The 18,579-nt window shown below is 45.3% G+C and carries 19 protein-coding genes and 2 pseudogenes; 4 read left to right on the forward strand and 17 right to left on the reverse strand.

Translation table 11 applies throughout. The features are described from left to right. Positions 1–5: 5 nt before the first annotated feature. Positions 6–2,168, reverse strand: coding sequence for a glycosyl hydrolase family 65 protein (locus tag ACSVDI_RS13610; protein ID WP_457943646.1), 2,163 nt, complete (start codon positions 2,166–2,168; stop codon positions 6–8). 1 nt (position 2,169) lies between these two features. After that, entirely contained in the window at positions 2,170–3,972 is a 1,803-nt protein-coding gene (locus tag ACSVDI_RS13615) for a glycoside hydrolase family 125 protein (protein WP_457943648.1), read from the reverse strand. A 193-nt stretch (positions 3,973–4,165) separates the two neighbouring features. On the opposite strand from ACSVDI_RS13615, the gene ACSVDI_RS13620 reads away from it, so the two are divergent. Both ACSVDI_RS13620 and ACSVDI_RS13625 read left to right on the forward strand, forming a co-directional pair. Next, positions 4,166–5,212, forward strand: a complete 1,047-nt coding sequence (locus ACSVDI_RS13620; RefSeq protein WP_135659530.1) for a LacI family DNA-binding transcriptional regulator — start codon at positions 4,166–4,168, stop codon at positions 5,210–5,212. A gap of 134 nt (positions 5,213–5,346) precedes the next feature. Beyond that, on the forward strand, positions 5,347–6,666 hold the full coding sequence (locus tag ACSVDI_RS13625; protein ID WP_457943650.1) for an ABC transporter substrate-binding protein: 1,320 nt from the start codon (positions 5,347–5,349) through the stop codon (positions 6,664–6,666). 612 nt (positions 6,667–7,278) lie between these two features. Here the strand turns inward: ACSVDI_RS13625 and ACSVDI_RS13630 are convergent. The 10 genes and pseudogenes from ACSVDI_RS13630 to ACSVDI_RS13675 all read right to left on the reverse strand — a co-directional run. Further along, positions 7,279–7,623 (reverse strand): annotated as a pseudogene (locus tag ACSVDI_RS13630) (transposase); the annotation flags it as partial. Between the two features lie 75 nt (positions 7,624–7,698). Continuing rightward, the gene (locus tag ACSVDI_RS13635) at positions 7,699–8,271 is read right to left on the reverse strand and encodes a hypothetical protein (protein WP_020072898.1); all 573 of its coding nucleotides are present in this window, start codon (positions 8,269–8,271) and stop codon (positions 7,699–7,701) included. Between the two features lie 62 nt (positions 8,272–8,333). Next, positions 8,334–9,163: pseudogene (locus tag ACSVDI_RS13640) on the reverse strand (DNA adenine methylase). A gap of 8 nt (positions 9,164–9,171) precedes the next feature. Then, positions 9,172–9,504, reverse strand: coding sequence for a hypothetical protein (locus tag ACSVDI_RS13645; protein WP_020072900.1), 333 nt, complete (start codon positions 9,502–9,504; stop codon positions 9,172–9,174). A gap of 176 nt (positions 9,505–9,680) precedes the next feature. Then, entirely contained in the window at positions 9,681–9,914 is a 234-nt protein-coding gene (locus ACSVDI_RS13650) for a hypothetical protein (RefSeq protein ID WP_457943652.1), read from the reverse strand. 109 nt (positions 9,915–10,023) lie between these two features. Then, positions 10,024–10,749 carry a DUF4314 domain-containing protein gene (locus tag ACSVDI_RS13655; RefSeq protein WP_020072902.1) on the reverse strand — a complete coding sequence of 242 codons (726 nt, stop codon included), beginning with the start codon at positions 10,747–10,749 and terminating at the stop codon, positions 10,024–10,026. A gap of 13 nt (positions 10,750–10,762) precedes the next feature. Then, the gene (locus ACSVDI_RS13660) at positions 10,763–10,993 is read right to left on the reverse strand and encodes a hypothetical protein (RefSeq protein WP_066644873.1); all 231 of its coding nucleotides are present in this window, start codon (positions 10,991–10,993) and stop codon (positions 10,763–10,765) included. A 153-nt stretch (positions 10,994–11,146) separates the two neighbouring features. Then, on the reverse strand, positions 11,147–11,683 hold the full coding sequence (locus tag ACSVDI_RS13665) for a hypothetical protein (RefSeq protein ID WP_457943654.1): 537 nt from the start codon (positions 11,681–11,683) through the stop codon (positions 11,147–11,149). Then, entirely contained in the window at positions 11,676–12,428 is a 753-nt protein-coding gene (locus ACSVDI_RS13670) for an ImmA/IrrE family metallo-endopeptidase (RefSeq protein ID WP_457943656.1), read from the reverse strand. The genes ACSVDI_RS13665 and ACSVDI_RS13670 overlap by 8 nt, the downstream gene beginning before the upstream one ends. Beyond that, positions 12,421–12,774, reverse strand: a complete 354-nt coding sequence (locus ACSVDI_RS13675) for a helix-turn-helix domain-containing protein (protein WP_457943657.1) — start codon at positions 12,772–12,774, stop codon at positions 12,421–12,423. The genes ACSVDI_RS13670 and ACSVDI_RS13675 overlap by 8 nt, the downstream gene beginning before the upstream one ends. A gap of 422 nt (positions 12,775–13,196) precedes the next feature. Here ACSVDI_RS13675 and ACSVDI_RS13680 point away from each other — a divergent pair, with 422 nt between their 5' ends. Both ACSVDI_RS13680 and ACSVDI_RS13685 read left to right on the forward strand, forming a co-directional pair. Further along, the gene (locus tag ACSVDI_RS13680) at positions 13,197–13,469 is read left to right on the forward strand and encodes a type II toxin-antitoxin system Phd/YefM family antitoxin (RefSeq protein ID WP_020072906.1); all 273 of its coding nucleotides are present in this window, start codon (positions 13,197–13,199) and stop codon (positions 13,467–13,469) included. Next, positions 13,456–13,770 carry a type II toxin-antitoxin system RelE/ParE family toxin gene (locus ACSVDI_RS13685; protein WP_066644868.1) on the forward strand — a complete coding sequence of 105 codons (315 nt, stop codon included), beginning with the start codon at positions 13,456–13,458 and terminating at the stop codon, positions 13,768–13,770. Before ACSVDI_RS13680 ends, ACSVDI_RS13685 begins: the two co-directional genes overlap by 14 nt. Positions 13,771–13,841: 71 nt before the next feature. Here ACSVDI_RS13685 and ACSVDI_RS13690 read toward each other — a convergent pair whose 3' ends face one another. The 5 genes from ACSVDI_RS13690 to ACSVDI_RS13710 form a co-directional block, all read right to left on the reverse strand. Then, complete coding sequence (locus tag ACSVDI_RS13690) at positions 13,842–14,402, reverse strand: helix-turn-helix domain-containing protein (RefSeq protein WP_020072908.1); 561 nt, start codon at positions 14,400–14,402, stop codon at positions 13,842–13,844. 320 nt (positions 14,403–14,722) lie between these two features. Then, positions 14,723–14,863, reverse strand: coding sequence for a hypothetical protein (locus tag ACSVDI_RS13695; RefSeq protein ID WP_457943658.1), 141 nt, complete (start codon positions 14,861–14,863; stop codon positions 14,723–14,725). Positions 14,864–14,952: 89 nt separating this feature from the next. Further along, positions 14,953–15,906, reverse strand: coding sequence for a substrate-binding domain-containing protein (locus ACSVDI_RS13700; protein WP_457943660.1), 954 nt, complete (start codon positions 15,904–15,906; stop codon positions 14,953–14,955). A 42-nt stretch (positions 15,907–15,948) separates the two neighbouring features. Next, a complete protein-coding gene (locus ACSVDI_RS13705) occupies positions 15,949–16,980 on the reverse strand; it encodes an ABC transporter permease (RefSeq protein WP_457943661.1) in 1,032 nt (343 codons plus the stop codon). A gap of 36 nt (positions 16,981–17,016) precedes the next feature. After that, a complete protein-coding gene (locus ACSVDI_RS13710; RefSeq protein ID WP_457943662.1) occupies positions 17,017–18,534 on the reverse strand; it encodes a sugar ABC transporter ATP-binding protein in 1,518 nt (505 codons plus the stop codon). Positions 18,535–18,579 lie beyond the last annotated feature (45 nt).

Genomic DNA, 18,579 nt, shown 5'->3' on the forward strand with positions numbered 1-18,579 from the left:
TTGAATTATGTAGTACTTTCTTTATTGTACTGAACTTCCCGAAGCGAACTGTTATCTTGACTAAGATTAGCTTCATACTGCTTACCACGGTAAAAAAAGCGAAACTTCATATTTTTCCAGTCTGAAGGTAAGTGAGGCTTTAATTCGGGAACCCCGTTTTGAAAAGACAAACCGCCAAATCCAATGACCGCCGCTTGCCAAGTTTCCCCAAGGCAGGCAAGATGCAGCCCCTCTGTCCCTGTATTTCCCATTACATTACGAAGATCCAGAAAAGCGGCTTTCCTGAAGTAAGACTGTGCTGCGTCCATAAGGCCGTTCTGCGCCGCAAACAGCGCGTGCGAGGCAAAGCTTAGAGTTGAGTCATGGAGGCACAACGGTTCAAAGTCCTTCCACGCGGCCAGCTTTTCTTCAGATGTAAACATGTTTGGCAGACGGGTCATCAACAGCAACACATCGGCCTGCTTAATGACCCGGTATCGTTGTAGGCGATCATAGCAAACACGGTTGTAAGTGGCTGTATCCCCTTGCTTTAAATCGGAAAGCCGAATTGGCTCCAGCAGATGGAAAGTGTCGTCCTGCCGCCAATGTCCTGAAATCGGGTCTTTGGGTAACTTGATGGAATGTTCCAGCGTGTTCCAACATTTTACTTCTTCCGCCGTGATTCCAAGGCGAAGATAGGCAGGTCTGTCATATTGGTACAGATAATCCGCCGCATCCTGGGCAAGTTTCAAATTTTCTTTTACCAGCACATTGGTATACAGATTGTTGCTGGTGATGCCGCAGTACTCATCTGGCCCTTTACAGAACAGCAAGTTGACTTTTCTGGTTCCGAGTTCCGGCGAATAACGACTCTGCCAGAATCGCGCCGTCTCAATATATACCTTTGCCGCTTCATGTAGATAAAATTTCTCATCGCCTGTCGCCTGCACATATTGGTTGAGCGCATGTACGACATCTGCCGTCACATGAAGTTCCGAAGCGCCAATATCCCAACTTTCGCATTGTTCGCTTCCATCATAAGAGGCCATCCAAGGGTAACGTGCTCCAAGGCAGTTCATCTCTTGAGCGTGCTTTTTTGCCTGTGGCAATGCATCTGTGCGGTACTGCATTAGATTTCGTGCCGCTTCCGGAGCCGTATAAAGGTAGAACGGCATCATAAATATATCGGTATCCCAAAAATAGCATCCCTTGTATCGGGTATGGGTCAGGCCGCGGGCGCCGATACTTACCGAAGAGTCTTTTGCTGAATTGTTGGCAATCAATTCAAAGACCACATAACGCAAAGCGGCATCTGCTTGTTTATCACCCTCAATTTCAATATTTGCTGATTGCCAGCGCTGCGACCATGCCGATTCACTCTCCTGTAAAAGCGTATCAAAATTCCAATCTGAGCCTACTTCATGTATACGAGGGTCTTTGTCACGACTGGTAGGTAAAAATACGCATTGCTCTATCACAAAAGGTACTTTTGCGGATCCCGATCCGGCAAAAACGAATCCTGTACCTTTATCATTTTCAAAAGTACTGCGACACCGTAGATTCTCCAAATGATATGTAATGTTTTCGCTGATTTTAATTTCGGTACCTTTGGTAAGCAAATGTAACAAAAAGCCATTATTAGAAAAACTCTTTTGTCTTACTTCAGTTAACTGTACGGTTTGCGTGTTTTCTTGCGTCTGATCATCTGGAACTGGAAGGTTGCGGCAATCAGTATGAACTCCGCAGAAAAGTTCCAAATCCATTTTTTCACCTGGCGTCAATGTGATCCTCTGTACCAGTAATCCTGTATTGGATAGCGAAAAAAAACGTTCTTCGCGTATTTGAAGAGATTTTCCGGCACAATTGAGCATGTATTCCGCCGTAAACAGTCCATTATGTAAATTGAGCGTACGATAGACATACACATCATCCTCGCATATTCTGTGGCCATCTATGTTTACCCATGCGTAAAGCGGTGTAGGCAAATTCACAAAATCAGTAATCCCTAATTTCAATTCACCAAATATTCCCGCAATAAACAGTCCGGTTTTCTCCGGCCTCGCATAAGGTTCAAAGGTAAGATAGCCGCGTGCACCCATGCGGCCGTTTCCGGTAAAAAAAACGCTTTCCAGAAAATCATCGGTCCAGCCTTTGCTTTCCGCTGATATGCACCATTTATCAAGTTTCACATTATTCCTCATAGATCTGATCCAATCCTTCCTTACTTTCCTTCATCGCATGGCATAAAAATCCCGCACATGTTGCAAAAGCTGCGCCAGTAGTGCATTCGCCGGTATTTTCATCCACACTCTCACAAGCTATCAAATCGTCCATTTTGACATCGTGCAGAAATTTCGCGCAGTGTGCTACACGTCCACATAGAAGACTGTTCGCGACGCTGAGAATCCACGGGTGTGGTGCATGAGGACATCCTATTTCCGCAAACCGGCTTTCAGAAAAGCTATACGGATATTGGGGAGAGCGTATCATGTTGATGGTATTCCGATAAACTTCATCGTTTGCCGAACAGAATCCGATATAAGGAAGAAGTTGCAAACTGCCTGGCGGTTCATCATAGATGTCATAATTACCGTTTAGATCTACCGACCACGCATAAAAGCGTTTTCCATTTTCCTCTTTGACACAGTACATCTCAATTGCCGATTTGATTTCCTGAGCAGTTTGTTCCAACTTGCTATAATCGGAATACAAGTGTGCTAACGCGCGTAATCCTTTCCAAACCAAAACATTGTCATATGTGAGATATGGATAGACATGTTCGTCATCCGTAGGTTGCAGAAACGTATTGTACAAAGCCACGGCTGTATGCCGGTGCTTTTTCAGACAATTTAGAATTCTACTGACTCCATCTCTTACATCGGGTTCGTTCAATATGTTCCTGTCGCCTGTCGAATCCACATACCGTTCGAGCGCAAGTACTGGTGCCATCAGCTCATCGAGTTCAAAGCCGGGTTCCAGCATAGTGCCGTCTATGTATCGTGAATGGATCCCAAAATTTTTTCGCTGGCGGCCAAAAACATATAATAGCATGTCGTGCGCCAGGTTGTGGTCGGCGTCCAAAATTGCGGGAAAACTCCACAATAGGCTGTCGCGATCCCAATAGGCCGCACTTACGTAATAGCGTGGGCTACGGCTAGTGACAAGCACCAATTCTTCTGTATCTAACGTAATGCCTGTAGAAAAGAAAATACAAAAAAACAAGTTTATGTTGTATAGTCTGGTAAGTTTTTCGTCTTTAAACTTCAATGCGCGTTCATCAAGCCAGTTTAGAGTCCGGCTTAATTCGTAATCATAGCCCTGACGCAACATTTCTTTCGCGCTGGTTACAGCGGCCACTTCCTCAAAGCCGAGTCCCCAATATACTGTCAATGAACAATTTTGCCCCGGCGCTAGTGATTCCGATCGAGCCAAACGGTAATCGACGATGTCTTTCGTTGTTTCAAAGGTTAATCTGCACTTTTTATCCGCCATAGGCGCAAAAGCAAACATTGGCGTTCCACAACGCATATCAAATACAATGCCATTATTCCACTTGCTTTGATAACAATGTTTTTCTCCGCTAAGCATTTTGTCCTCATTAACGCAGTGCCAGCTTGACGCCCATCGCCCGCATAAACCATATGTAAAATTTACTGATTCTGACGAACAATTGGTAATTTCAAGCCTTACTAAAAAGCCGCGCTCTTCCACGGGCGTGAGAATAATTCCGCGTAAAGTCAACCCCTTTGTCTGGAAAGTAAAACATGGAATCCAATTTCCCAACCGGTTCCACACAAGGGACGTAAATGGAATTTGCGTATTGCCTATCTGTAAAAAAGGATGGATAAGTGGCTCGTTTTCATCCCCTCGAATATCAATCAAGCCCTTGTATCCCATGTGTAAAAAGGTCAAATCCTGTATTCCGGCTGTTGTTCCCTGAATCTGTGGTAGAGAAACCATTTGATTCCCGACGGTCATATTCCTTTCATGCATCAGATCGAATCCTTTCTTATTTGTTTAATCGTTTCAAATGGATTGCACATAAAATATATCTCTAAAATAATAATATGTCAATAGTTTTTACGTGTGTTGAATTTTTTTATAATAAATTACTTGACTTTGCCTGTTTTAGCGACTATTATAGAATTATTAAATGTTTAATCGATTAAACGGAGCGAATGAATTTATGAAAAAAAAAGTAACAATTAAAGAAGTGGCCCGAAAAGCGGGGGTCTCTCCCGCGACAGTATCCTATGTACTTAACAATAAAAAATCCATTTCCGAGGACACAAAACAACGTGTTTGGAGTGTAATCTCCGAACTTGACTATGTGCCTGATTTATCCGCTCGCAGCCTGATTGCCGGTGATTCGAAACTGATTGGTGTGGTAGTACCACAGACGGAAAAAGGCGACCGTCTGATGTTTGAGAATAATTTTTATAGTGAAATTTTAGGCAGTATCGAGTACCGTGCGCGATTGCAGGGCTATCATGTCTTGATTTCAGCGTCAGATACCAACGAAAACTATTTGACGCTTGCCAAAGAACGCAATCTTGATGGTATCATCGTAATTGGGATATATCCTAACAGTTTTTATCAGGAAATGAAGAAGTCCCAAATTCCAATTGTGTTGGTCGATAGTTACTGCAATGACCATTATTACCACAGTATTCGTATTGACGATGCCTATGGCAGTTATCTCGCTACAAAATATATGATTGACCATGGTCACCGCAATATTGCATTTTTTTGCGGTGAGATAAAAGAAAACGGTGTTATGAAGCAGCGCTTGCAAGGTTATCGTGAGGCGTTAGAGGAGTATGGGCTTACCTTTAGCGACCGAAATGTATTTGAAGGAAAAATCGACTATGAAGATGGTGTTAAGCTTGCGGAAGCATTATGCAAGTCGAATATAAAAGCTACGGCTGTGGTAGCGACAGCTGATATTCTCGCAATTAGTGCAATGAAAGCATTTTATGAACATGGGATTCATGTACCAGACGATATTTCTATTATAGGTTTCGATGATCTGCAAATTACAAAGTATTTGACGCCTGGGTTAACCACCGTACATCAAGATATATCCCGTAAGGGTGAGCGGGCTATGGAGTTGCTGTTTAACAGTATTCAAAATCCAAAACTTACCAAGCAAGAGGAAATCATGCCGGTGAACATCGTAGAACGTGGTTCCGTAAAGTTTTTGAACAGCCCTGCGGAGAAGGAGGCAATATAAAAAGGTTACACCGCCGGCAAAGCATGTGTAACCTTTTTGAAAGCGCAAACAGCGATTGCCGCCCCTTTCAATTATTATATATTGCAAATTAAGGCACCTAAAAATTAACATAAATAAGATTGGGAGGAATTACCATGAAAAAACGATTATCCATTGTGAGCCTTATTTTGATCATGATGCTTACTGTTAGTGCTTGCTCTACCACGCCCGCTTCCAATACGACGGCGCAGTCAGGTACCGCACCAAACAGCGCAGATTCCGCATCCACCAAACCGGTTCTCATTACATTTGACCAATTTTCCGGATCTGGTGACAATGAAAAGTATCTGCAAAAAATGATTGACGCCTACAAAAAGATACATCCGAATGTCACCATCAAAATGCAGTCCTATGGCTATAATGACTATTTCACCCAACTGACAACCAAGGTGGCAGGCGGAAAGGCTGCGGATGTGTTTGAACTGAATTATGAAAATTTTGTTCCCTATGCGAAAAAAGGCGCTTTGATGCCGCTTGACGACATCATTAAGTCACAGGGCATTGATACTTCCGCATATAACCAGACAGCCCTGAAAGCATTCAACGCTGACGGTAAACAATACGGCGTTCCGGACAGCTTTTCCACCGTGTTGCTGATCTATAATAAGGATTTGTTTGACAAAGCGAAAGTAGCCTATCCAACCGATGATTGGACATGGGAAGATGCCATGAATGCCGCAAAAAAAATACGCGCGCTTGGGAAAGATATTTATGGCTATTATCATCCGCTTTCCTACAACGAATTTTACAAAGTTTCCAAACAAAACGGCGGGAGCTTGATCAGCGCTGACGGAAAATCGTTCACAATGGATACTCCGGCTAATGTGGAAGCTTTGCAGTATATGATAGATATGCAGAACAAAAGTAACGTAATGCCTACTCCTACACAACTTGAGCGCGTGCCTAACGCTGATTGGGATCTTTTCAAATCCGGACGACTGGGTATGATTGTTACCGGCTGTTGGGCCTTCCCGGATTTTGTACGAGATTGTAAGTTTAATTGGGATGTTGCCGTAGAACCGGGCCATAAACAAAAAGCCACACACTTTTTTTCGAACGGTTATGCTATTAAGAAAGACAGTAAGGTGGCCAATGAGGCTGCAAAATTTATTGTCTTTATTTCATCAAGCAAAGAGGCTACTCAGATACGCTTAGATGCAGGATGGGAATTGCCACCCATCAATGACAAATCCATTATTGCACAATATACATCCAAAACACCTCCGGCAAATCGTCAAGCTGTTTTTAAAAGCCTTGATTATCTTGTAACTCCTCCAGTTGTTTCGCAATATGCTGAACTTCAGGATATTGTCGCAAAACATTTAAATGCTGCCGCAGCGGGCACCGTAACGCCGGCACAGGCACTGAAAGATATGCAGGCTGAGTGTCAAAATACGATTAATTTATCTAAATAAGTTTTCATCCACTTTTGAGAAAAATGATAGCGCATTCTGTCACTTGAATCTGCTGTTACATTTCTTTAATCAGGAAGAATTGAAGCGAGTCTTTCATTCTCAAAAATTCTCATTACATATGGAAGTCCCCTCCGTATTTTTCACAAGTGTGTAACTCGTTTACGTAGCCTCGGTAATCAGTTGCCTTTTGACGGGTTTTAAAAAACAAAAGAAGCCCATTATTTTGCTTTCTACTTTCCAATCACTGCATGGAGTGGTTCAAGTTCTGTCACCCGCATCAATGTTATCAGGCTGAAATATATGCGAATTTGCATTTATTTCAGCCTGATTATTTGTGTTATGCCTTTGGTCTGCTACAATTTTCATTGACTCAATAAATTGGTGGAAATTTAAAATTGATATCACAATCGATATTTCAAGATTCTCCGAGCCGGAGGCAATTAAGGCAGCAACCGCCGGGACGGCGGCTTGATCTTGACTGCGTTAGCGATTAAAAGTGCTATAATTTTTTGTCCGGCAGCTGTGCAGAGCGCGATATTTCTGAGTTCCCCTTCGCCGTCGGCAATGCTTTGCGAGCGCTTTTAATTGCGCAGTCAAGATTTGCGGACGGTTTTATGCCGCCTGCCTTGAGGCGTAATACATTTGCCTTTTAACGCAGGGCGGATATCCTCCCTCGTTGCCGGTATAAACCCTTTTCCGGTTATAATAGGCGAATATCCAACGGAAAATAATGCTCTTGACGGTTTCCATCGGCAGCAGCTCGGTCTTGATTTTGTACAGCTTTTCCTTCTTCAATGTCGCGAAAAAGCTTTCCATCCTCGCGTTGTCATAGCATCTGCCGGTGCCGGACATGCTTTGCGACGCTCCATATTCCCGAAGGGTTTCACGGAATTTACGGCTGGTATACTGGGAGCCGCGGTCGGAATGAATTATCGTACCTTTTGCGCTATGCCGCCTGCAAGCCTGCTCAAATGCGGGTAATCCCTAACATCTTCCCACCTCCCAGATAATGTCTTAAAGAATGAGGGCAGGTTATTTGCCATAGATGATGCTTTCCTGCATGATCAATTCATCCAATGCTGCAAGGCAGATACCGTTTTGCGCCAGCACCGAAAGAATGCAGGCCGGTACATCGCGAATATCTTGCTGGATATCTGCCTTTACGACTGTAAATTCGCCGCTGTCCTCATCGGTATAGCCTTCTAACCGGGTACCCTTGGGGATACCCGCTTCCTCCAGCAGATAGTCTGGAATGCGGATGTCCTGGTTTTCGTCCAGCAGATCACGGCAAAGGGAGCAGTCTGCTACCCATTCAGCGGGGTTGTGATTGCAGCCGCCTTTTTCACTTGCTTCCGGATTTTCATCCTCGCAGTTGTTGCAGAGACCGCAAGCTCCGGCAAGGTGAACCGTCATATCGCTTGCCAGCTCGCTGAGTGCGGCAATAACGCGAATAAGCTCCAGCGCCGTCATTTCACCCTTGTGGATGACGCATACGCATTCGGCGGCTGTCACCACAAGGGTTTCCGCATCGGCAAAGCTGCAACGCTGCTGAACATCTATGGGGATTTGCAGGGTCTGCTCATTTTTCTTCTGATTGTTTTTCATGGGGTCTGTCCTCCTTTAAATATTTGCCCCGATAGGGACGGTGTTCCTTTTTGGTTTTTCGGTCAGAGCTCAATCCCGCCGTTGTCAAATAAATTGAGTTGCGCCGGGGCCTCCCTCGTCCGTTCCCCCATATCGTAATTGGCAATGAGGATTTCGGGGAACTGCGCCCCATTGTCATACCGCTGCTTGATGTTATTGATGCGGGTATAGGAATCAATTTGGATACCCGGCGCATCATACAAATTGCGGATAAAATCGCAGTCATTGTAGGACAGCAGGAATTTGCCCTCAATTCGCAGCAGAGCATCCCGCAGGCGGATGTGATCTTTTTCTGTAAAGCCGTCCTCACCCACGTTTTTGTAGTAGCCCTCGGTTTCAAAGTACGGCGGGTCACAGTAGAAAAAGCTGACGGGGCGGTCGTATTGCCCAATCAACTTCTCGAAATCCTTGTTTTCGATCACCACTTTGGCAAGCCGTCTGTGAGCCTGTTCAATCAGTGGAAAATTGGACCACATATCATGGGGCTGACTGCCATAGCTGGTAAGTCCCGATGCGTAGCTGTAGCGGATAAGCTGGTAAAACCAGGCTGCCTTCTGTACATCGGAAGCAGGACTGTCACGGGCGAGGGTATTTTTAACAGGTCAAAGTCTGCGCGGGCATTGAGGACATAACGCAGTGCGTCTATAAGTTCCTCCGGCTTTTCCCGCACACAGCGGTACAGGTTGACCAGCAGTCCGTTGAAATCGTTATACACCTCAAAGTCGTTACCGGGCGGCTTGTGAAACAGTATCCAGCCGCCTCCGCCGAACACTTCAATGTATCTTTCGTAGTAGAGGGGAAACAGTGTGACGATCAGCTCACGCAGGGATTTCTTGCCGCCGATCCATGACATAAAGCTGTTCAGAAATCATCACCTCCCTCCAGCGGCAGGCGTATCTGCGTATCGTCAAATGCCGTGAGGGAATGCCTGAGCCCTCCGATGGCAGCTCTGATTCCGCTGACGCGGCTTCTCATATGACGGATGGTCAGCCGGACTTCCGCTTCGGTTCTTGCGTAAAAATATCCGCTTTGATCGCTGGCGATAGGGATGCCTTCGCGACGCAGGCTGTTGACAATGTCGCGCAGTTCCTTACCGGAAACACAAAAGGTGTGTTCCAGTTCTTTGCTGGTGACGGCATTTTCCGCACCGTGATGATAGCGGTGCAGATATTCCGCAAGCTGTTTTTTCAACATGTTTACCTCCTTTCCGACCGCTTCCCCGGAAAGAAAGGCAGGACAAATGATAAAAAACAGGGCCGCCTCCTGTTTGGGGAAACGGCCCTGTTTTGATTTTGAATCTAAAAAAGCACAGGCATCATTGCCTGCGCTACTTGATTACGCCAAGCTCTCTCAAAACCGCCACACAGTCTTTAGTACAGATGTCGGCTGTATTCACCGAGCAAAAGCTGCATAGCTTCAAAATATGAGTCCACTATCTGTTTCAATTCGTTATCGTATTTCGGATGATCCTTTACCAGCACCGATGCATCCCGCTGCTGTTTGACAGCCTCCCTGACAGCAGGGTTGGATTCTGCCAATTCCGCAAACGCTGCGTCAAGACGTTCGTCCAATGCAGTTTGTAAGGACTCTTTCCATAACTCCATTCTGTCCACCTCCTTCAATTACAACACAATGCCACACTTTTCATAGGAAAGCTATACCAAATACCAAAAGAAATTCTGCTATTCATCTCCGGTCAGAACGGTCAAGATATTATCCAAGCTGCATTCCTCCCATCTGCTGGCTTTGCGCCAACTCATCCGGCGTCATGATGCTCCAGTCTTTATCACTGCTCCATAGGCTGACATAGATTTCGCCATTGCCTGTTTTTAAGGGATGCTGCTCAAAGCCTTCACCAAAGCCGTCCGATGCCTGACCGGAAACATAATCCTTAAGCTGCTCAAGCTCTGCCTCACTCAAGCTCCCTTGTATGCGGCATTCGGCCACACCCATCAGCTTGGCGCCAATCTGTTCCACTGTGAAAAAGAAGGAATGAACCTTCTGATTGACGCTGTCATTTTTAGGATAGTATTTCATGAGTCCTCGTTCCGTTTCTTCCGGCCTTCGCTCTTTCACAATGGCTGCAAGGATAGAATCGTGATAGGAGAGGATAGTATCTTGATCCAGCTCCGAGGGATAATCCTCCCAATCGCCCCATTCGTTGCGCTCGTATTTCTTAACGGTAAGCGGCATATATAGCTTGAGAGTCTGGAGCGGAGGAGATATTTTTGAGAACGAGTCCTCCCCAGGAATGAGGGCAAGGGAGCGCCCGTTGTCCCATTGCATGTGAATTCCGCACGCATCGTCAATAAAATCCACCGTACCTTCTGTACCGGGTGGTACGGGGGCATAGGGATCGTTCATTTTTGTGAGACGGATTCGTGTACCGGGCGGATACTTCTCCTTGAGCAATCTCAGAAATTCACTGTCATATCTCATATTTGTTCCTCCTTCATATGGGCTTTTGTTTTGCATTGGGTTTTTTGTTTATTTTCTGCATATCGGTTCTAAGGCAATCTCCCTCGGAACTGTAGCAGATAAAACCATGAGAGGGGTAGGGGCAGTTTCCGCAGCTTTTAAATGGTCCCTTAGGCTGTTCAGCTGCCGGTATCGGACCTGTTGTTACAAGGACATCAGAATCATAACAGGCAGGTTTCTTGTTTTTCTTATAGCGTACCAACATATTTTTCCTCCCTTCCAAAAAAGAAAAGCCGGGGAATCGAAGTGCATTTCTGCACTTCGATTCCCCGGCCAATAAATAAGGCTCCAATTTGCAATATTGGAGTCTTTAGTTCTAATTTTGCGTTATAAATTATGAAATGAGCGATAGGCGTTTTTATTTTTGCTTTGCCTGTATGTAAGCAGTAAAGTTTGCCGCCCCCAGTTTTCTTCGTTTAGATAGCATTTTAGTCCAAATAGTATTTCCCTGTGCTTCGGTGATGTATCCTCTTTCCAGTGCCGCAAGTAATATATCGCCAGTTGTTAGATGCTTAAGATCCATTTGAGCGATATATAAAGAAATATCCTTCAGATTATTACTTGCTACAATGCCGTCATACTGTTTTGCTAATGCGATGGATGCGGCTTCTCCTTTGCCGATAACCATATGCCCGGCTTTTGGTTTTTCGGTAAGCTGATAATATATATCATAGGCTTCCGTAGCCACATCAATGGATATTACCTGTGCTTGTCCCACCGAAAGGAGTGCATCTACTCTTGCCTTTAGGTGCGCAATCCCATGATAGGACAGTTCATCATAAACAGTTTTAGGAATAACGATCCTACCGGGATATAACTTAACCAATAAATTTTCATTCCCAACCCACAAAAAAGCCGAGATACAGTCGCTATCAAAAAAGAGCGAATCAGTCAAGCAATTCGCCCCCTTCGGTTTCCTCCCCATAGACGAGGTCGGAACGGAAAGCAGATAGCAGCAATTCATCATATTTGCCGCTGGATATCAGCCCTTGTTCCAAAGCTTTTTCCGCCTGCTGAATATAGTAGCCGTATGTCCTGTATCGCTTATCTTCGGGTGTCGGTCTATAGAGTGTATCATCGTAGCCAAGATTAAGAGCAGATAAAATTACGTTTTGGCGCATTGAATCAGCTTCTTCACGGGTTAATTCATTTTCGCTGAGCAGCCGGTAAAGGATAGCTTGGCGGCTAACACGAAAGTATTGCTCCAAACGCACAACATCATGAATGGAAAGCTTGGCGGAGCTCGACTTTTTCAGCTGGTCAATTTTATCCGAAAGGGCATCCGGGGGCATAAGTAGGTACGATGCAAACTGATCTGCTTGCTTTTCCTTTTCATTTCCCTCGCCGATTGTTTTTGCACACACCGCAGTGAGTTCGTCATCATCAAAATACAGGTGATATAGTTCATGAGCCATGGAAAAGCGCTGCCTTCCAAGGGTCATGGCTGAATTAATGGCGATGACATTGCTACCGGTTCCCTTAATACAAATACCGCTAATGTGATTCCCCATCGGATAGTATACGATGGATAATTTATCGATTGTATGAACCAATGCCAATATATCGATCGGAGAAGTCGCATCTTCTCCAAGCTCTTTCCGTAAACTGAGAGCTTTTTTCCATAACTCTATTCTATCCATTGGCACGCTCACCCTCAAGCAATTGTGTCATAAAGTGGCTATTTAAAGCAATCCTGTTTATGGCGCTAATTGCGTCCAAGTCATCTTCTCCGATTTCGCTTGCACGAAGCGCAAAGGACAGCGGTTTAACCTTCATTTCCGGCTCCATGAGTGCAGATACCCGCGTACCAAACAAGGCTGCAAGCTTATCCAGCATATCCGCCGTCAGTGCCCGTTTGCCTTTCTCGACCATAGACACAAGGCTTTGATCGACATGAAGATAATTAGCCACATTGCTTTGTGTAAGGCCGCTATTTTCGCGCAGAGATTTTATCCTTGCTCCGATGATCTCCAGAGAGTTATTCATGATAATGCCTCCCTTCTATATTTATAGTATATGCCGCATTTGTCATATTGTCAATCAAATTTAAAACTTATTTTATGACAGTGCTTAGGCATTTATTATTCTCTGATTATTCTGCTTCTATACATTGATACTGAATTTAATGGGATTTTGTTTGAAACAACAAGTTCAATGTGTTCAATTTTTATAAGATATATCTTTGATGTTGTATTGTTATGGAAAGAGATAAAGAGGTGTTTTGTTTATGATTAAACGAGAGTTACATATGAGTCATATTCGTCCCTTCATAGGAAACGATCTCATTAAGATTTTAACCGGCATCCGGTGTCTTATTTTCGATGCCAGTTGCAGTCAGCGAAATTCAATTGATATTCTAAAGAAATTCGTGTATAATATCTTTAGAATTGTGTAAGGAGGTAAACGCTATGCCAAATATAAAGTCCAGCACTGACCTGCGGAATAACTATAATGAGATATCCACCTTCTGTCATGAAAGCCGTGAACCTGTTTTTATCACAAAAAACGGGCAGGGAGATTTGGCGGTTATGAGCATTGAAACCTATGAGGCACTCAGCGGCAAGCTTGAACTGTATCACCTGCTTGACGAAGGACGATCGGCCGTTAAAGCGGGTAAAAAGCGTCCGTTTCAAGATGTCATGAAGGATATTAAGCGAGGCATCGCCGATGGCGAAATATAGGGTAGATGTATCTGAACCAGCCGAAAACGATCTTAGGGACATTGTTCGGTATATTGCTTCTCAGCTGTCAGCTCCCATATCGGCAACTCGTATGATGGAGCTTTTTGAAGAGGCAATGCTAAGTCTGTCCGATATGCCGCAGCGCTGTCCGCTTGTTTCAGACGATCGTCTATCTCAAATGGGATACAGGAAACTAATTGTAAAAAATTACGTTGTGTTTTTTTCCATAGACGAGAAGAACAAGGTGGTTGACGTTGAAAGAATTCTGTACGGCAGACGCGACTGGATCAGATTTTTATAATCGATACAAGAACAGGGTGACACTATGCAAAGTAGTCACCCTGTTTTCATGTAAATGGATGCGCCGAGCATTTAGGGATTTCGATACTGCTCCAGCAGCTCTATATGCTTTTTGGACTTCTGATGGATGCGGCAAGCTTCTGTTGCCATATAGTTTATCAAGCTGTCCTTTGGCACTAAATACTTGGTATAATACCATACCCCCGTTATCTTTTCTGCCTTGATCCATTCAGATACTGTGGTTTGGCAGTATCCCGTTAGCTTTGTGACATCATTTACCGTGAGGGCATCCGGAAAGGTGTGCCACTTGTTCTTAAGCATTGCCATAAACTTCTCGGAGTTGATTGCCTTCGCCGTTTGGCGCTTCGGTTTATATTTTATTCCGCTTGAAAATATCCCCGGTGGTGTCAGCAGAGTTTCAGGAGATTCTTCCAAGCGAGTAAGGTATGCAATAACGTCGGTTATTTGGATTTTAAACCTGCGGGTCTTTTTGTCGGTATCCTCGCAGGGGATATATCCGTTCTCCAAAAGCCATGTGGCTTTTCGTTTGCTTATGCGGCAAATTCTGTAAAGCTGGTCTTGACTTATCTTCTCCGGATATTCAGCCAGAAGGTAAGAGTAGTCGGTTGCCATCATCGTTCCTCCCATCACATTGATCCTTAGGACAGAGAATTATGCTCTGTCTGCTGCAGGATGTTCTGTTAAAAATCAATGTCAATGGTAGTATACGCTTGGTTTTGATTTTTCAAATTGCCGGGAAACTAAAGTATCTTAAGGTTATTTCGCCGGTTGTTTTTCTACGGTTTTTCTACACTTTTTCTACACTTTGCCCTGAAAACCGCTAAATCAGGGCGGTGTGTTCATGCGCGGAAATATCAGCGTTTGTGCCTGAAAAGCCTTTATTTATGCGGGTCTGCGGGATTTTATCTTCTCCTAAAGTTACTCTCGTAAACTCATAAGAACTTGCCTTCAAATAACTCGGATTCAATCACATCATCCGCGGAACCGCAGCAGACCTCCACAAGAATTTTTTCCACTTCAATATCCTCATACAGCAATGAAAATTCCACAATCTTCTGCGTTAATTTTACCATATCCGCAAAAAATCCAAGCGGGGGCACTGTGAAGTACAGTGCCCCCGTCCGCTATATTTATGTATTTGCGCGTCTTTCTATTAGGTAAATCAGCCTATTTTGTCCTTTGTAAGGACGGAAACGCCGGTATCCACGTTTGTCTTATCGATTTTTTCACCCTTAACTGCCTTGACTGCGGCTTTCATGCCTTCGGAGCCCATGACTTCCGGATTCTGAGCCATTGTGCAGAGCAAGGAACCGTCTTTAATCAGGGAGAAAATGGCGTCGGATTTATCAAAACCAACGCCGACAATATCTTTTTTGCCGGAACCCTTAATTGCGTTTCCTGCGCCAACCGTGCTGCCTTCATTTACCCCGAAGATGCCAACAACGCCTTCTGTGATGTAGTTATCGGCGATATCCTGAGATTTTGTAGCGTCACCTTCGCCGTATTGCGTTTGGAGAAGGGTATAGCCCTTGCCGTCAAATGCTGCACGGAAGCCCTTTTCGCGAGCCACGGTAGATGCGGTTGCGGAGTTTACGTTGATAATACCAATTTTTCCATCTTTCTTTCCGGCTGCCTGTAATGCTTTCAGCATTTCTTCACCGGCGGTTTTGCCTGCGGCTTCGTTATCCGTTGCAAAGGTCGCAACACCTTCTGTTTTTGCCGGGGAGTCAACATAGATTATCTTAATTCCCTTTGCCTTTGCATCCTCCAGCGATGCGGAAACTGCATCCGGGCCGTTCGCCGCAATCATGATGGCATTCGCGCCGTCCGCAATTGCGTTGTTTACACGTTCAATCTGCTGTGCATCGTCCTTCTTGTCAGGAGCCATCCATTTGTACTCAACATTTCCAAGCTCTTCGGCTGCTTTTTTGGCGCCCTTGTCGACGGACACCCAGTGCTGATCAATACTGTCCATGGTGATCAGGATAACTTTCACTTTTTTGTCGGAAGCCTGAGGTGTTGCGGATGCCCCGGTGTTGGTAGTCTGGCTGCAGCCGACCATTGTGGCTGCTACCATTGCTGCACATAGTAAAATAGACAACAATTTCTTTTTCATTACAATAAGCCTCCCAATTTTTTATCCATTAAAGCTGACGCTTTAACTTACCTTTTGTGCCTGAACTGTCTTTTTGTTGTTTCTTGACTTTCTCGGTTTTCCGGTACGAATGATCACATCAAGCAATACGGAAATAACGACGATGGTTCCGATTACGATATTACGCATGGCAACCGGTGCTCCGGCAAACTGTAAGCCGTTCTGCAAAACACCCCAGATTGCCGCACCGACCACAGTGCCGATTAAAAGTCCCTGGCCGCCGAGTGTGGAAACGCCGCCGATTACGGAAGCAGCTACTGCGTACATTTCGTACATGTTGCCCGCGTCCATGGTTCCCATTCCTGCGGTTGCGCTTGTAATGAGGCCCACCACACCTGCGCAGAAGGCACTTACGATATAAACCTTGATGGTTATGCTGTTTGTATTGATGCCAGACAGCTTGGAAGCCTCTATGTTACTGCCTACCGCGTAGATGTGGCGCCCTGTGCGTGTCTTGCTCAGAAGGAAGTCAAATCCTATGAAAAGGACGATAGCAATCCAAATCGTATTGTAAAGTCCGAAGGTGTTTCCATAGTAAAATAAGTTCCGGTATCCCAGTGCAGCATCGCCGATGGCGTCGGTGTTGTAATTGTTGTTGACAATCTGAGCTACGCCTCTGGCTACCGTCATGGTACCCAGTGTGGCGATAAAGGGCGGCAGCTTGCACTGTGCTACCAGCGCTCCGTTCAAAACGCCAACCCCAAGGCATACCAGCATCGTGATAAGGGTTGCAACCCAAGGATTTACACCTTTTGTCATCAGTGTTGCGGAAATCATGCAGCTCATGCCGACGACGGAACCGATTGACAGGTCAATGTTGCCGGTGATCAAAACATAGGACTGACCGATACCGATGATCAGAATCGGCGCTACCTGACGAAGCAGGTTGCCGACATTTCGTGTGGAGTAGAACGACGGGCTTAAAACCGCAAAGACGATGCACAGCGCAAAAAGCCCGACCGTAACCGTAAGAACCTGGCTCATTCCCCGAATGGCCATCAACCTTTTCCAAGCATTCCGCTTCTCTTTTTCCATTTTAAACGCTCCCGAAAACAGATTATTTATTATTATTTAAGCTGTGATAGCCTGCTCGAACTTCGAGTCAAAGCTGGTTGCGTATTGTAAAATAAGGTCCTGTGTTGCCTCCGCCGTTTCCAGTTCGCCGGTTATTTTTCCGTCGCACATAACAATGATGCGGTCGCTGATTCCCATAATCTCCGGCATTTCGGAGGAAACGAAGAGCACTCCGATTCCCTCTTTTTTCAGTTCGTTCATCAGGTTGTAAATTTCAACCTTTGCCGCAACGTCAATTCCTCTTGTCGGTTCATCAAATATAACGACGCGTGAATTGCGCGCCAGCCATTTTGCAACAACCACTTTCTGTTGATTGCCGCCCGAAAGCGTTCCGGCGTCCACTTCGGCGCTGGGCAGTTTGATGGATAGGCTTTTAACTGCTTTATCCGTCATTTCCGTTTCTTTTTTCCGGTTGACCACGCCAAACCGGCTGCAGAGCAGATCCAGATTTGGAAGTGCAATATTATCCTGCACGCTGAGTTTGACACACAGCCCGTCTTTTTTCCGATCCTCCGGTACAAGCACGATTCCCGCGCGGATTGCATCGATCGGTCTGTTTATCGTAATTTCTCTGCCGTCCACAATGATTTCTCCCGACTCTTTCGGGTCGACGCCGAAAATGGCCCTTGTGGTTTCTGTCCGTCCGGCGCCCATCAGCCCCGCAATGCCCACGATTTCACCTTCGTACAGGTTAAAGCTGACGTCATGCACCATCTTCCCGGCATTTAAATGTTTCACTTCAAAGATTTTCTTGCCCCGTTCACAGGTAACGCGCGGGAACTTTTCCTTAATTTCGTGGCCGACCATGTTGGAGATAATCTCCGCCATATTGGTGTCCTCAAAATTCATAGAGGTAATAAACCTGCCGTCGCGCATGATTGTCACACGGTCAACGATGTACTGCAATTCCTCCAGCCGATGCGATATGTAGACAATGCCGCACCCTTCCGCCTTCAGCTTACGGATGATTGTAAACAGGTCGTCAATTTCGTTCGAAGTCAGCGCCGACGTCGGTTCATCCATAATAAGGATTTTCGCGTTCGTGGAAAGTGCTTTTGCAATTTCCACCATCTGCTGCTTAGAAACCGCCAGATCGCCTACAATGGCGGTCGGGTCGAGATCGATGTTCAGCCGTTTCAGTATTTCTTTCGCTTCCTTGTTCATTTCCCTGTTGGAAAGAACACCAGAATGTGTTTTCTCGCGTGCCAGAAAGATGTTTTCCGCGACAGAAAGATGCGCGCACATATTCAGTTCCTGATGAATAATTGCAACGCCCAGTTCCTGTGCCTTTTTCGGCGTCAAATCCTCAATGACCTGGTCGAAAATTCTGATTTCGCCCTCGTCTTTTGTATAAACGCCGCTCAGTACCTTTACAAGGGTGGACTTTCCGGCGCCGTTCTCTCCCAACAGAGCCAAAACTTCTCCGGCCTTCAGATTAAACGATACATCGTCCAATGCCTTGACGCCCGGGAAACTCTTACTGATATGACGCAGTTCCGCTATGTATTCCCCCATAAAAAATTCACCTGTCCTTATTTCTCTGGAAACCGTTTCAACGCC

The sequence above is a fragment of the Caproiciproducens sp. LBM24188 genome (genome assembly GCF_054130445.1).

Excerpts from the sequence above, each read along its gene's own strand:
- ACSVDI_RS13615 (WP_457943648.1), bottom strand. The coding sequence starts at position 3,972 with ATGCATGAAAGGAATATGACCGTCGGGAATCAAATGGTTTCTCTACCA.
- ACSVDI_RS13620 (WP_135659530.1), top strand. The coding sequence starts at position 4,166 with ATGAAAAAAAAAGTAACAATTAAAGAAGTGGCCCGAAAAGCGGGGGTC.
- ACSVDI_RS13625 (WP_457943650.1), top strand. The coding sequence starts at position 5,347 with ATGAAAAAACGATTATCCATTGTGAGCCTTATTTTGATCATGATGCTT.
- ACSVDI_RS13635 (WP_020072898.1), bottom strand. The coding sequence starts at position 8,271 with ATGAAAAACAATCAGAAGAAAAATGAGCAGACCCTGCAAATCCCCATA.
- ACSVDI_RS13645 (WP_020072900.1), bottom strand. The coding sequence starts at position 9,504 with ATGTTGAAAAAACAGCTTGCGGAATATCTGCACCGCTATCATCACGGT.
- ACSVDI_RS13650 (WP_457943652.1), bottom strand. The coding sequence starts at position 9,914 with ATGGAGTTATGGAAAGAGTCCTTACAAACTGCATTGGACGAACGTCTT.
- ACSVDI_RS13655 (WP_020072902.1), bottom strand. The coding sequence starts at position 10,749 with ATGAGATATGACAGTGAATTTCTGAGATTGCTCAAGGAGAAGTATCCG.
- ACSVDI_RS13660 (WP_066644873.1), bottom strand. The coding sequence starts at position 10,993 with ATGTTGGTACGCTATAAGAAAAACAAGAAACCTGCCTGTTATGATTCT.
- ACSVDI_RS13670 (WP_457943656.1), bottom strand. The coding sequence starts at position 12,428 with ATGGATAGAATAGAGTTATGGAAAAAAGCTCTCAGTTTACGGAAAGAG.
- ACSVDI_RS13675 (WP_457943657.1), bottom strand. The coding sequence starts at position 12,774 with ATGAATAACTCTCTGGAGATCATCGGAGCAAGGATAAAATCTCTGCGC.
- ACSVDI_RS13680 (WP_020072906.1), top strand. The coding sequence starts at position 13,197 with ATGCCAAATATAAAGTCCAGCACTGACCTGCGGAATAACTATAATGAG.
- ACSVDI_RS13685 (WP_066644868.1), top strand. The coding sequence starts at position 13,456 with ATGGCGAAATATAGGGTAGATGTATCTGAACCAGCCGAAAACGATCTT.
- ACSVDI_RS13690 (WP_020072908.1), bottom strand. The coding sequence starts at position 14,402 with ATGGCAACCGACTACTCTTACCTTCTGGCTGAATATCCGGAGAAGATA.
- ACSVDI_RS13695 (WP_457943658.1), bottom strand. The coding sequence starts at position 14,863 with ATGGTAAAATTAACGCAGAAGATTGTGGAATTTTCATTGCTGTATGAG.
- ACSVDI_RS13700 (WP_457943660.1), bottom strand. The coding sequence starts at position 15,906 with ATGAAAAAGAAATTGTTGTCTATTTTACTATGTGCAGCAATGGTAGCA.
- ACSVDI_RS13705 (WP_457943661.1), bottom strand. The coding sequence starts at position 16,980 with ATGGAAAAAGAGAAGCGGAATGCTTGGAAAAGGTTGATGGCCATTCGG.
- ACSVDI_RS13710 (WP_457943662.1), bottom strand. The coding sequence starts at position 18,534 with ATGGGGGAATACATAGCGGAACTGCGTCATATCAGTAAGAGTTTCCCG.